Source organism: Dickeya parazeae Ech586, assembly GCF_000025065.1.
Lineage (GTDB): Bacteria > Pseudomonadota > Gammaproteobacteria > Enterobacterales > Enterobacteriaceae > Dickeya > Dickeya zeae.
Window position 1 is genome coordinate 1,051,627 of sequence record NC_013592.1, and the last position, 13,327, is coordinate 1,064,953.

13 protein-coding genes are annotated in these 13,327 nt (G+C 51.4%); 3 read left to right on the top strand and 10 right to left on the bottom strand.

The genetic code is table 11. From position 1 onward, the window contains the following. Positions 1-38: 38 nt before the first annotated feature. Both rof and DD586_RS04755 read right to left on the bottom strand, forming a co-directional pair. Positions 39-299: a Rho-binding antiterminator gene (rof, locus tag DD586_RS04750; RefSeq protein ID WP_012883679.1), complete on the bottom strand. Its 261-nt coding sequence runs from the start codon at positions 297-299 to the stop codon at positions 39-41. Next, a complete protein-coding gene (locus tag DD586_RS04755) occupies positions 286-486 on the bottom strand; it encodes a YaeP family protein (RefSeq protein WP_012883680.1) in 201 nt (66 codons plus the stop codon). The genes rof and DD586_RS04755 overlap by 14 nt, the downstream gene beginning before the upstream one ends. 238 nt (positions 487-724) lie before the next feature. Here DD586_RS04755 and DD586_RS04760 point away from each other — a divergent pair, with 238 nt between their 5' ends. After that, the gene (locus tag DD586_RS04760; RefSeq protein ID WP_012883681.1) at positions 725-1,273 is read left to right on the top strand and encodes a YaeQ family protein; all 549 of its coding nucleotides are present in this window, start codon (positions 725-727) and stop codon (positions 1,271-1,273) included. A gap of 45 nt (positions 1,274-1,318) precedes the next feature. Then, positions 1,319-1,921 carry a copper resistance protein NlpE N-terminal domain-containing protein gene (locus DD586_RS04765; RefSeq protein WP_012883682.1) on the top strand — a complete coding sequence of 201 codons (603 nt, stop codon included), beginning with the start codon at positions 1,319-1,321 and terminating at the stop codon, positions 1,919-1,921. 106 nt (positions 1,922-2,027) lie between these two features. Here the strand turns inward: DD586_RS04765 and mutS are convergent, their stop codons facing one another. From mutS to DD586_RS04785, 4 genes are all read right to left on the bottom strand, one after another. Next, positions 2,028-4,586, bottom strand: a complete 2,559-nt coding sequence (gene mutS / locus DD586_RS04770; protein WP_012883683.1) for a DNA mismatch repair protein MutS — start codon at positions 4,584-4,586, stop codon at positions 2,028-2,030. A gap of 397 nt (positions 4,587-4,983) precedes the next feature. After that, the gene (locus DD586_RS04775; RefSeq protein ID WP_012883684.1) at positions 4,984-6,669 is read right to left on the bottom strand and encodes a methyl-accepting chemotaxis protein; all 1,686 of its coding nucleotides are present in this window, start codon (positions 6,667-6,669) and stop codon (positions 4,984-4,986) included. Between the two features lie 468 nt (positions 6,670-7,137). Beyond that, the gene (locus DD586_RS04780; protein WP_012883685.1) at positions 7,138-8,028 is read right to left on the bottom strand and encodes an oxidoreductase; all 891 of its coding nucleotides are present in this window, start codon (positions 8,026-8,028) and stop codon (positions 7,138-7,140) included. Between the two features lie 120 nt (positions 8,029-8,148). Then, positions 8,149-8,997 carry a helix-turn-helix transcriptional regulator gene (locus DD586_RS04785; RefSeq protein WP_012883686.1) on the bottom strand — a complete coding sequence of 283 codons (849 nt, stop codon included), beginning with the start codon at positions 8,995-8,997 and terminating at the stop codon, positions 8,149-8,151. Positions 8,998-9,186: 189 nt separating this feature from the next. On the opposite strand from DD586_RS04785, the gene DD586_RS04790 reads away from it, so the two are divergent. Continuing rightward, positions 9,187-9,768 carry a YbhB/YbcL family Raf kinase inhibitor-like protein gene (locus tag DD586_RS04790; RefSeq protein ID WP_012883687.1) on the top strand — a complete coding sequence of 194 codons (582 nt, stop codon included), beginning with the start codon at positions 9,187-9,189 and terminating at the stop codon, positions 9,766-9,768. Between the two features lie 164 nt (positions 9,769-9,932). On the opposite strand, the gene DD586_RS21075 is transcribed toward DD586_RS04790, so the two are convergent. The 4 genes from DD586_RS21075 to DD586_RS21080 are packed head-to-tail and all read right to left on the bottom strand — an operon-like array spanning position 9,933 to position 13,326. Continuing rightward, a complete protein-coding gene (locus DD586_RS21075) occupies positions 9,933-10,721 on the bottom strand; it encodes an aspartyl/asparaginyl beta-hydroxylase domain-containing protein (protein ID WP_012883688.1) in 789 nt (262 codons plus the stop codon). Positions 10,722-10,734: 13 nt separating this feature from the next. Beyond that, positions 10,735-11,295 carry a GNAT family N-acetyltransferase gene (locus DD586_RS04800; RefSeq protein ID WP_012883689.1) on the bottom strand — a complete coding sequence of 187 codons (561 nt, stop codon included), beginning with the start codon at positions 11,293-11,295 and terminating at the stop codon, positions 10,735-10,737. Between the two features lie 22 nt (positions 11,296-11,317). Beyond that, the gene (locus tag DD586_RS04805; RefSeq protein ID WP_012883690.1) at positions 11,318-12,655 is read right to left on the bottom strand and encodes an MFS transporter; all 1,338 of its coding nucleotides are present in this window, start codon (positions 12,653-12,655) and stop codon (positions 11,318-11,320) included. Positions 12,656-12,657: 2 nt separating this feature from the next. After that, positions 12,658-13,326, bottom strand: coding sequence for a TfuA-like protein (locus tag DD586_RS21080; protein ID WP_012883691.1), 669 nt, complete (start codon positions 13,324-13,326; stop codon positions 12,658-12,660). Position 13,327 lies beyond the last annotated feature (1 nt).

The following is a 13,327-nucleotide window of genomic DNA, read 5'->3' on the forward strand; positions in this document are numbered from 1 at the left end:
CAACCTAAGGTTGCCCGTTCGTGTTGCGAGGATAGGGGTCAGGGTTCACTGACGACAACTTTTCCAATCTCTGGGTGACTGAAGCTGAGGATATGGTCGAGACGGAGTTCGCGTTGTTGGCCCGCGTCGTCAATCACCAGATATTCGATGTTTTTTCGAGAGATCATATCACTGGCTTTACCCACCACGACTTCGCCATTACGCAGTTCTACCGTTAACGTCAAATGCTGCTGGCAGGTGGCTTCCAGGTTATCGTAGTCATCACAATTAATGGGTTGATATTCATTACTCATTGACATAATCGCTCACCAATAAGTTAGCGGCGGCATAGGCCGCCTGTTCCCTGACAGAGGATGGTAACTCGCTGTTTGTCGCGATGCCATCCAGGGTTTTCAACACACAACCCAGCGCGTCGGGTATATACCCCAGATCACCACTGGCGATCTCCGCGTACAGACGGCGTACTAATTCACTGTATTGTTGCACAATATCCTCCCTTAGAGCTTAACCCGGTAGAGATTCATGCACCCTTCGCTGTTATCGTGACTGCAATGTAATTCTACGAAGATAAACTCTCCTCTTCTTTCCGACTATAGCATAGGCCCCGGCAGGTTATCAGCATAATGCAACAGCATATTCTGCCATTACCGCCGGTTTGACGCGCGCGACTGTGATGTCGGTCGCTGCTGGGGTAGACTACCGGTTCTGTGACAAGGGGTAGAGAATGGCCTTAAAAGCAACGGTTTATAAAGCCAGTGTTAACATCGCCGATATGGATCGCGCGTTTTTCCAGGATGTCAGCCTGACGCTGGCTCAGCACCCTTCGGAAACCGACCAACGCATGATGCTGCGACTGTTGGCATGGATCTGTCATGCTGATGAGCAACTGAGTTTTACCAAAGGATTGTGCGCGGATGACGAGCCGGAAATCTGGCGCCACAGCGATGATGGTCGATTGATGTTATGGATTGAACTGGGGTTGCCGGACGAGAAGCGTCTGAAAAAAGCCTGCAGCCTGTCACCTGACGTGGTGCTCTATGCTTACGGTGAGCGTGCTGCCCGGGTGTGGTGGCAAAGCATGGCGGATAAAGCACGAGCCCTGTCTAACCTGACGGTACGTTTTTTGGATGATCAGCAACTGGCGAGTCTGGCTGCATTAGCCAGACGCACCATGACGTTACAAGCGACGTTGCAGGAGGGAACTATTTGGCTGTCCGACGATCAGAATAATCTGGAATTGTCGTTCAGTGACTGGCAAATTGCACAGGGTTAGGGATGATCTGACAGCATGCCAGCACAACACAGCAGGAGAATAAGGATGAAAAAACTGGCGACAGGGGTGATGCTTGTTGTTTTGTTATCGGGGCTGATGGGGTGTCATTCCCGTTCTCAGGTTCAGGATGAGCCGTTACGCCCGATGGCGCAGTATTATCGCGGTAAGCTGCCTTGTGGTACCTGCGGCGAGGCGGACACATCGCTTTTTTTGAGTGCGGATGGCAGTTTTGTTATGCAGGAGAGCTATCCATCGGGGGCTGATGGTAAGACGACGGTTGCGGAATCCGGTCGCTGGAGTCGCACTGCCGAGCGCCTGGTCTTGACCGATAGTCATGGTGAGAAGCGCTATTTCCGCCCATCGAATAATGATCTGGAAGTGTTGGGTGATGATGGTCATCCGCTGGCGACGGCTTCGCGTTACCGGCTTTTGGTGGTAGATAAGCAGGAGAAGTTGGCCGCACCCGATTGCATTAGCTGGCTTTCGAATGTCGACACGAGAGCGGGCACTACCGTGGCAGAGCGTCCTATAACGAAACAGCCGACTGGGTCTGTGCTTTCGGTGACGACCACGCAAGGGGTTGCAGCTATCCGCGTGAGCTATTACTCCCACTCCCGTGTGATCGCTTATCCCGTTTCATCGTCTTAATCTCATCGTTTTAATTTTATTTTTTTAACAACGACGTGAGCCGAATGAGTCGGCTTGCGTGAGCGGAGAACCTGGGTCGCACAGTTCTCCGCTCGGTGTGTTACCGTTACAGCATGCCTTTTAATTTATATAACCAGTCCAGCGCCTGACGCGGCGTCAGCGCATCGGGGTCGATAGACTCCAGCGCTTCCAGCGCTGGTGACGGCTCTTCTGGCGTTAGTAGCGCCAGTTGCGAACCATCAACATGGCTGGCGGAGGCATGACCAGCCAGTGACTCCAGTTCTTTCAGCTTTTGTCTGGCCCGTTTGATGACTTCTTTGGGTACGCCAGCCAGTGCGGCTACCGCCAGTCCATAACTCTTGCTGGCCGCCCCTTCCTGCACGCTGTGCATAAAGGCTATCGTGTCGCCGTGTTCCAGTGCGTCAAGATGGATATTGATCACCCCTTCCATTTTCTCCGGCAGGTTGGTGAGCTCGAAATAGTGGGTGGCGAACAACGTCATGGCTTTGATGTTGTTTGCCAGCGCTTCGGCACAGGCCCAGGCCAGCGATAAACCATCATAGGTGGAGGTGCCGCGCCCGATTTCATCCATCAGTACCAGGCTGTGTTCGGTAGCGTTATGCAGAATATTGGCGGTTTCCGTCATTTCCACCATAAAGGTGGATCGGCCAGATGCGAGGTCGTCAGCAGCACCGACGCGGGTGAATATACGGTCAACCGGGCCAATGACGGCCTGTTCGGCTGGGACGTAACTGCCAATATGTGCCAGTAAGACAATTAACGCCGCCTGGCGCATGTAGGTGCTTTTCCCGCCCATATTGGGGCCGGTGATGATCAGCAGTCGGCGCTGGGGTGACAGTGACAAGGGGTTGGCAATAAACGGTTCGCTCAGTACCCGCTCGACGACGGGGTGACGGCCGCCGCTGATTCTGATCCCCGGTTTGTCACTCAGGGTCGGGCAGACGTAATTCAGTGTGTCGGCACGCTCGGCCAGGTTGCTCAGCACATCCAGTTCCGCTAGTGCAGATGCACTTTGCTGGAGTTCCGCCAGATGCGGCAATAACAGGTCGAACAGCCCTTCATACAGCGCTTTTTCCAGCGCCAGCGCCTTGCCTTTTGAGGTCAGTACCTTATCTTCGTATTCTTTCAGTTCGGGAATGATGTAACGCTCGGCGTTTTTGAGCGTCTGACGGCGGACATAGTTCATCGGCACCAGGTGGCTTTGCCCACGGCTGACCTGAATGTAATAACCGTGTACACCGTTAAAGCCGACTTTCAGCGTATCGATACCGAGCCGCTCACGTTCACGGATCTCCAGTTTATCCAGATAATCGCTGGCACCGTCAGCCAGCATGCGCCATTCATCCAGCTCGTCGTTGTAACCGCTGGCAATAACCCCACCGTCGCGCACCAACACTGGCGGCGTTTCTACCACGGCGCGTTCCAGCAGGTCGCGCAGTTCATCGAAATGGCCGATAGAGGCGCGTAACTGCTGTACGGCTTCGGCGTTGACGGTTTCCAGCAGGGCATGGATATCGGGCAGTTGCTGAAACGCGTGACGCATTCTGGCCAAATCACGCGGGCGCGCGGAACGTAACGCCAGACGCGCCAGAATACGTTCCAGGTCGCCGACCTGACGCAAAAACGGTTGCAGTTCGGTGGCGGTATCCTGCAGCGCGCCGATAGCCTGTTGACGTTGCAGCAACACCTGAGTATCGCGAATGGGGGCGTGCAACCAACGCTTAAGCATACGGCTGCCCATCGCGGTCACGGTACAGTCGAGAACGGAAGCCAACGTGTTGTCGACCCCACCAGACAGGTTCTGCGTCAGTTCCAGATTACGGCGGGTTGCCGCATCCATAATAATGCCGTCCTGCTGGCGTTCCATGGTGATGCCACGGATATGCGGCAGCGATGTACGCTGGGTATCTTTGGCGTACTGCAACAGACAACCCGCGGCACGCAGGCCCAGTCGGGCTTGCTCTACGCCAAAACCGGTCAGATCGCGGGTACCAAATTGCAGGTTGAGCTGCTGGCGAGCGGTATCAAGCTCGAATTCCCACAGCGGACGGCGGCGCAGCCCGTGGCGGTGTTCGATCAGGGACATCGCTTCGAACGTTTCCGGATAGAGCAGTTCCGCCGGGTTGGTGCGCTGCAACTCAGCCGCCATGGTTTCCTTATCAACCGGCTCTACCAGACGAAAACGACCAGAGCTGATGTCCAGCGTGGCGTAACCAAATCCCCGGTTTTCCTGCCAGATGGCGGCCAGCAGGTTATCTTGTTTTTCCTGTAACAGCGCTTCGTCACTGATGGTGCCGGGGGTAACGATACGCACCACTTTACGTTCTACCGGCCCTTTGCTGGTCGCCGGGTCGCCAATTTGTTCGCAAATGGCTACGGATTCGCCTAACTGCACCAGCCGGGCCAGATAGTTTTCTACCGCGTGATGAGGGACACCGGCCATTGGAATCGGCTCACCCGCTGACGCGCCACGTTTGGTGAGCGAGATATCCAGCAATTGCGATGCGCGTTTGGCATCGTCATAAAACAGCTCATAGAAGTCGCCCATACGGTAAAACAGCAAAATATCGGGATGCTGGGCTTTCAACTTCAGATACTGCTGCATCATGGGGGTGTGGGCGTCTAAACTCTCTGGTGTACTCATCGCGTTGTGATGTCCATCTTCTTAAATTTTAATGCGTTAATGATACCGGCGATGATCATTAGCGCACATGAAATCCTGTGTTGCTCTGCTGGCCGGTTTGGTTATCACCCGGTGATTGGGCATATAGCCGACCTGCGTGGCTTTCATTCGTATGCAGGCTGCATGATAACGGAGTCTTCAAGGCAGGAAAACAAGAGGGGACGCCGCATTCTTCGAGCGCGCTCGAAACAATCGCGTTTGGTGATGGCGGTGACGTGGCTATCGATGCAAATCGAGGCCTGCGCGGCTGAGTTGGCAGCATTTCTCACATGGCTACCAGGCTCAGCCTCTTCTTCAAGGATCAAAAACGTCCTGTGTATGACGCGCCCGACGTGATGTCGTCTCCGTGGCGTCTGTATCAAAATGTTGACCAATGTTCGGCCGCGGGTTTTGAGTGTTTGCGTGTAGCATTTCTTCCCCCTGAAGAGTCCTGGCTGGATGTCAACAGAGGCGTTGCCTGATCTGCAACTGCCAGGTATCCATGATCGGTACTGGCCTGCGTTGTAGGGTTTTCCAGTCGGAATCGTCCCACCAACCCGGCAAGCAATTGCGACTGGTGGGTGAGGTTTGTCGCCGTCGTTGCGCCTTTTTCGACCAGCGATGCGTTTTGTTGTGTTACGAGGTCGAGCTGCCCTACGGCATCGGTAATTTGACTGATGGCGGAGACCTGCTCCTTCGCCGTAGAACTGATCTCTGTGATGAAGTCAGAGACGGTGCGTACTTGCGAAACGATGCTGTCCATCGATGCGCCAGCACTTTCAACCAGATGCGAACCGTTTTCGATTTTCTCCATACTGGAGCTGATCAGTTTTTTGATCTCTTTAGCGGCTTCAGCACTGCGTTGGGCTAGTGAGCGGACTTCACCCGCAACAACGGCAAAACCTCGACCCTGCTCACCGGCGCGGGCGGCTTCAACCGCTGCGTTCAGGGCCAGAATGTTAGTCTGGAAGGCGATGCCATCAATGATGGCGATGATCTCCGTGATTTGCTGGGCGCTGGCCGTGATGTCTTGCATGGTTGAGATCACCTGATGCATCACATCACCCCCTTGTTGCACCGTATCACGGGTTGACGACACGAGCCTGGTCGCTTGCTCCGCTGTTTCCGCGTTCTTTTGTACCGCGGAGCGAATTTCCATCATTGACGCTGTAGTCTGCTGTAAGCTGGAAGCTTGCTCTTCCGTACGCTTGCTCAGGTCGGTGTTGCCTGTGGATATCAGCATTGAATCGGTGAAAATAGCGTCGGAACTGGTACGTACCATCGCGACGATGCTCTGCAGACTATCTTTCATGTCGGCCAACGCGTTGAGCATTTCTCTGGCTTCGTCGCGGCCATGTACCTGGATGTGGCAGGTCAGGTCACCCCCGGCAATCTTCTGTGCCGCTTCGCAGGCATTCAGCAACGGTGAGGAGACGGCGGTGTGCAGGCGACGGCGTGCACCGAGGTAAAGGGCTAAACACACACATAGCGCCCCAATAAGTACGCCCATGCTGGTTCTGGCGTTCGATGCCTCGATCGCATCAAAGGCTGCCTGGTTCTTATCAGCGAAAGCATTAGAAACCTCAACAGTCTTGTCCACCGCTACGCGATGCGCTTCATAGAGCCTGTGCACGCCTGGCAGTCCCGCGCGCGCGGCCGCGGTATTGCCAGCGGCCAGCGGCTGCAATACGTCACGGCGCGCTGCCTCCATAAATTTCAGTGCGGCATTGTGTTGTTCTCCCAAAAGGTATTGCTCGATACCGAAGGTCGGTGTCTTGCGCCAGTAGTCCACACGAGTGGTATAGTCCTGGGCCAGTTTGTCGAACGTTTTTGTCGCTTCGGCTGGTGATAGCGTGCCATCAAGCCCTTGCGATAACGTCAGCCGAGCCTCAATCAGGTATAGAGGCGGTGGCAGGATATCCGCAGTGATGTCTTTCGCGGTGAAGATCTTACTGGCCTGCGAGAGCATTTGCTGCCCTGACCGCCAATTGACTGCACCTTGTGTTAACACTGACCCTAGACCGATAAGCAGCAAAAAAAGCAGGATGGATTTTATCGATTTCATTGGAACATCCTCTAAGTAGCGTCCTGGCAGAGAGTTTTTCTGCGCCCGAATTCGTTGCCAGCGAGAAGCTCGTGGCTGACTAAGCACACATGGTCAAATGGCCGCCTCATCATCCTGCAAGTCATTCCTGAACGCGGCTCATGAATTCCTACAGTAATTGTAATCGTTCTGGCATATATTGCTCGGGGCAATGTTCATGACAATCGGTTATTTCAGGCTATTTTTAAGAGAAATGCATTGCCGGGATGGGAATATTGTTTTTATAAAACAAGGTTATTGTCAGAATATTGTTGTCAGAGAGACGCCAGCCCTTGTTATGGGCTGGTTGTGTTGACCCGCTTCCTCTCGGTTAGTGCAATCCGGAATTAGATAATTGTGCTAATGATTTTGACCCTGACCTAAAACAGAACGAATTGGGTATGTCCGTAGAATTGGGTATGTCCGTATAAGTACTCGACTAACCTACCGTCAACCCGGCCCCTCGCTTGCAGCCGCTAACAGGGGGACCAGCACGTCGCTGATGGGGGTGGGAATACCGTGTAAATGGCCGTAGCGCTGTATCACGCCGTTACGGATATCCCACTCCAACGGGCGATTAGCCTGTCGGTCGGCGAGGATTGAGGTGCTTAAATCCGCTGGTGCATGATGGAAAACATCAACGATCTCCTGCACAACGCTATCGTCAAGCACCGCGCCTTGCGCACGTGCGACTGCCAGACATTCACGCAGATAGGCCAGCGCCAGCTCGGTAATATCCCCACGAGAGAACATCCCGGCGCGGCGATTTGCTAGCACCATCAGGCCGCCGACGGCATTTTGCAGCAGTTTACGCCAGGCCACCGAGGTGAAATCCGATGACAATTCAACCGTGCAGCGTGTGCCGCTGAGCGCATCAACGACCCGTTTTGCCTGAGGTACATCCGGCAGTGTCAGACGTGGTTTGGCGCGCAGCCAGACAGAGGCATCGGGTTCGCGCTGTGCCGGAAACCAGACGACTGAAGGCAGCACCTGTGCGCCGTTGACCAAAGGAGCCAGTTGGGTTTTCTGCTCGACGCCATTTTGCAGTGCACACACGACGGTATTTTCATCGCACAGTGTCGCCAGCCAGTCGGCGCAATCAGCAACCTGGGTCGTTTTCACCGCAAGAAACACCAAATCGAACGGATGGTTGAGAGTTGCAGGGTTACTCAATACCGGGCCAGGCACCACCACTTCACCGTCATCGTGGCGCAGAACTAACTGAGGATGTGCAGTGCGCCCGCAAAGGACTGGCGTGCGGTTAACGTCATGCAGTAGCGCCGCGATAGTGGTGCCGATAGCACCGGGGCCAATGAGCGCAATCGAAGGATGGTCTGGCATCTTGTCTCTCCTGATTTGACTGATTTATCACCAGTGTGCCGGTAGTCATCGTCGAGCGCAATTGGGTAGGGAATCATGGGGCGCTTGTTAGAGGAGCACGAGCGCCCTATGAGTCATTCATCACCTGCGCAATGCCGATGGCACGATGCCGAAGCGGCGGCGGAAAGCGGCGGTGAATTTGCTGTGAGATTCGTAACCGACATCAAGGGCGATGGCGGCAACTGAGCGTTCGGATGACTGCAATAACACCATGGCGGTTTCCAGCCGGGTTTCGCGCACGCAGCGGGTAATGGTGTTGTCTTCCTGCGCCAGTCGGCGGTTTAAGGTGCTGATAGTGGTGGATAGCGCTTGGGCCACCCGACCCGCTGACCAGTCGTCATATGGGCGTTGTGCCACTAGCCGACGCACGCGCTCACTCCAGTTCATCGTCACTGGCGGGGCGAGAACCACACCGGCGTGTTCAGCCAGTAGTAACAACACCTCCAGCATTCGGTGTTCACTCAGTGTGGCTGAACCGTCTGCATCGCGTAGTGCATCGACGGTGCGTAAAAACGCGGTTTTGATAGCAACGTTATCCGCCACCCTGGCGACTCGGCGTAGTGGTTCCAGCGCGGCAAACTGACCGAAAGACTGATAAAAATGGGTTATCGTCTCGGGTTGCAGGTTAAGGATCTGGGCCACATAGCGCCCTTGTGGCGCAGGGTCGTTGACAACATCCCATTGAGTGCCACGCGGTAAAATGAATATTTCTCCGGTCGAAAAATCACTGTGGCCTTCCGGTGCCAGCAACTGCTTGGTGCCAGAAACGACTAACCCAATCAGGTCGGCACGAATGACCACGGTGCGTAATGCGTATTGGCTGCGGGCAACAATCTGATGCAAAAGCAGCGGGCTGGTTGCAGCGTGTCGTGGGATAGGCTCGACGGGATTCGTCAGGGACAAGGCAGCATGATGGTGGGTTAGCGTCATCCCGTATTGTTATCCGTGGTGAAAATGGAGCAGAGATTGCACGAACCGGAACAACGGGAGCAAGGGCGGTTCGCTACTATTAGTCTCACAGTTTTAGTGTGTGCTGACACTCATCGTCGAGACGTCGCCGTTTGGAAAACGCGGTGAGTGACGGTCCAAGCCTATCATGAATAACAGAGGAGTATCGATATGAAAACCGGTTTGCGGATGTCCCGTTCCTGCGTTTCGTTATTTGCTGGTGCCATCATGACTGCTGCCGCAGCCCATGCGGATACGCTGACGTTGTCCAGCCCGGCAATTGCGCCGAACAGCACGCTGCCTGCCAGCTTTGAATTTAACGGTTTTGGCTGCAGCGGGCAGAACCAGTCCCCTGCGCTGAACTGGCATGGCGCACCAGCAGCAACTCAGAGTTTTGCCGTCACTGTCTATGACCCAGATGCACCGACGGGTTCCGGCTGGTGGCACTGGATGGTTATCAATATTCCAGCGAATGTACACAGCCTTGCCACTAACGCAGGCGAGATCGGTGGTAAGCACTTGCCAACGGGTGCCAGCCAGGTGCGTATTGACTACGGGGTGGCGGCATGGGGTGGTGTCTGCCCGCCAGCAGGTGACAAACCGCATCGGTATATTTTTACCGTGTACGCACTGAAAACCAAAACGCTGGATATTCCTAAAGACGCGAATCCGGCACTCGGCGGCTTTATGATCAACGCCAATACACTGGCTAAAGCCAGTTTCACGGCTTACTACGGCCGTCCGGCGCAATAATTGCCATCCATCTTTCCCCGTCAGAAGGCGGGGATATTTCTTTGCTGGTAAACCCGTGGTACGAGGTTTAGAAAAGGAGTAGAGCAATCCATTCTTTGACGATAATCACCGCTCAAACCATTTACACTGAGAAACGATGGTTGCCTCGTTTACCGCCCAGTGTACTATTGAGAGGAATCGCTGATTTTTGCCAGAACCGGACCTAATAATCTAATACCATGTACTTCTGCGTCAGTAAGTTCAGGATGTAAAAAATTTATCAATAGAATATCCCGATCTTCATCCGCATGGTTATAGACGTGATGGAGAAAACTATGATCGAAGAAAATGGATTTTCCCTCTTCCCAACGACGTTCCTCTCCTGCAACAATAAGCCCGCAATCCTCGGGAATATTAATGCCAAAGTGGCAAGTTATTTGCGCATTAGTCCAGTCATAATGTTCAGGAAGCCAGGCGCCGCCTTTTAGTCGCATAAAAGTGACCTCTCCACGCCATGGAAAGAGACTCTCTTCAACCCTATCAATTAATTTTTTCAAATGGGGGAAGTGAATTATTTTTTCACTGAACTCTCCACGACTCCAGAGCGAAATGGATGACCAATCTTTCTCTGAGAGATTCTTGAACAAATTACTGGAGGAATATACCTTAAGCTGATCCGTTGCGGCGGTGAATTCCTCTTTAATTGCCTGAAAATTTTCGGCTAATAGACCGGCGATTGACGCGGTTTTTTCACTTGCGCTCTCGTCAATCCATGGTCCATTGCTCAGTCCGGGGAAAAATAGTAAACGCGGTTTTTGTAATGGGTGCAATGGCTTATGGTGGGATTCGCCCAACATACCGGCCATAAAATCTGATAATCGCTCCGTTGAGTTAAGTCCATAGATGTCGGATACCTTTGCCACTATCTCAGAAAAGGATTTTCTGAGATAGTGGCTTAATTCACGCTTATCCATGTTGTTTATCCTTCTATTTTTCAGCAGTTACGTATGAGTTCAGAACGTGATCTTGCCACTTCCCATTTATTTTTAAGTAGGATTTTGCAAATCCTTCTCTCTCGAACCCCAGGCTTGCCAATATATTCTGGCTGCGTATATTATCGGGGAGATGATTCGCCATAATACGATGCAGACCATAGTTTTCATGGACGTAGGCGATGGCACTTTGTAGCGCTTCACGCATCAACCCTTTTCCCTGATAGGATTTATCGATGGAGAAACCTAAATAGCCCGCCTGAAATACACCATAAACAAAGTTAGTGAAATTAATACTCCCAATGATTTTGTCTTCTCCCTTAACCGTGAACACGAGCAGTAGGCATTTTTTGGCGTTGAAATCAGGTTGAGAGTCAATAATACGTTGCCTGATATTCTCAAGTGAGAAGTAATCTTCTGTACGCAATGGCTCAAACGGTGCGAAATTTTCCCTATTCTCAATTAAGAAGCATTGAAGTTGCTCGGAAAAATCCTCAGTAAGACGGTACACATCAGTTCTGGCTGTAGAGAATAACTTGGCTTTTTCTGTACTCATGGTTCTTTTTCCGATCAAATTGTTAGTTAGATGGCTGCAACTCAGAAGCATCAGGCTCATCTAATGGCACTATTTTTAGCGACAGGGCAAAAATTCCGCCAATTAAAGCAATCGCAAGAATTTCTATCAAAACATTTTGTGCGGGTTCCGCACCAATACCGATAAATGTTAAATAGACAGAGTAAGCCCCGTATAACACAATGACTGAGCTCATTACCAGGCTAAGCGTAAATGCACGGATCTCTTCAGGAAGACGAGCCAGTAAGTTACTGATTGCCACGTCTTGCCCCATTGTCACGCAGGCGCGGAAAAATAACACATATAAGATGAGTGAAAATATTCCATCCACATGTATATAAAGTAGATAACAACCAGCAGATAATAACGCCAGGCTACCAAAAGATAACATAACCAGAGTCTTATCATTGAACTTCGCTGCGGCACGAGGAACAATGATGCCTTTAACATAGTGAGCAGCATCAAAAGAGGCAATAAACAAGAATAATGGAATTAGATAGATAATGCTGATATCCATAATGTTATACTCTCTGAACTCTGCCACCATCAGATAAGTATGAACATGTACCATTGAGAAATTAAGTAAAACAATTATCAATGATATCTTCATTAACATGATCAACTGTTCCCGACTCATTGCTTTGAGATGGTAAATAAATGTCTTAAGTGTGTTTTTATTACTTGCCTTTGTATGGTGGTATTGGTTATCTGATTCTTTAGTTGTATTTTTCTTTGGGTAACGCCATAACCAGAGACCTAAGGCGATAAACATAATTGCCGGGATAAACAGCATCGCTTCTGCATATCCGATAGTACGATACATGATAAGTAAAATGAGGAGGAAGATAATTGGAACAATAGATACAATTTCCTTACCATAGCGTTGAGAAAGCAGAAGCGCTTTGGTGCGCAGACTACTTTCCTCGCCGTACTTAATTATTTGACTATCTATCATATCTTGCAGCATGGCCTGATAGGCCCCTGAAATCAGACTCATACCGATAGCACTGAGAAATGAGCTGAGGATCAACAGGGATATCTGCAAGCTGGCATCGTGAGTGCTCGTCAGAGAGAAAAATAGCGTGAGCAGTGCGGAGGCAGTAAAATAGCTACCCAGTGCAACACTTCTAAAATGCCCTAGCTTATCGGCGAGTAAGCCTGAAGGAATTTCAAGAAGAATGGAGGAGTAGAATGCGATAGAAACGCGTAGTGATACTGCAGAATTAAACATCCCTCCTAAAGCACCAACCAAGAGATGGCTTAACTGATTTGATGTCGATTGCATCGCACGGAAGGTACTATCCAGATAACCGATACCTTTTAACCAATGACTATTCTTCATTTTTATTGCTCACGTCTTGCCAGATAAAATTGAGTTAGGTAGTTAATAGCGAGTTGCGCATCATGTTTCTTAGGATGCAGAATATTGTCATGAAACAATGACCTTAATTCACTTTCTATGAGCTGTGGTGAAAAAGAGCGAATGATTTCTATCACCTGGTCGATATAACGCTCATACCAACTAATGGCGCGGATTTTTGCCAAAATGAGCCTGGCAGTCAGTGATGAGAATTTTTTCTGCATCACGAGATGGCGAGTAATATGGTCTATATGTACCCATGAAAGCGTTATTTCCTCATAACTTCCTGAATGATAGCGTACTGCCACATCAGCATCAGAGTGGTAATACCCCATAATATAGCCATGAAAAATTTGCCCCACGCCTACCATCCCTGAGCTATAACAATCAGCTGCACGCAGTGCCCCCATACTGGAACAACCCAGCAATAAACCGCCTGCCTGAATAAATTCCAGACACTCAACCACCGTTACAGACATTTTAGTACCGAATAAACCATCAGCGATTAATACCGGGCGACCACTGCCTGCCAATGCCGCTAATTCCCCACCCTGGATCGGCGGGCGATACTCGATAACATCACCATGTTTTTTAATTGCAGAAACTGACGGGCCCCCAAATACGATCGGTTTCCGTTTCGGCGAAAAAAGCATA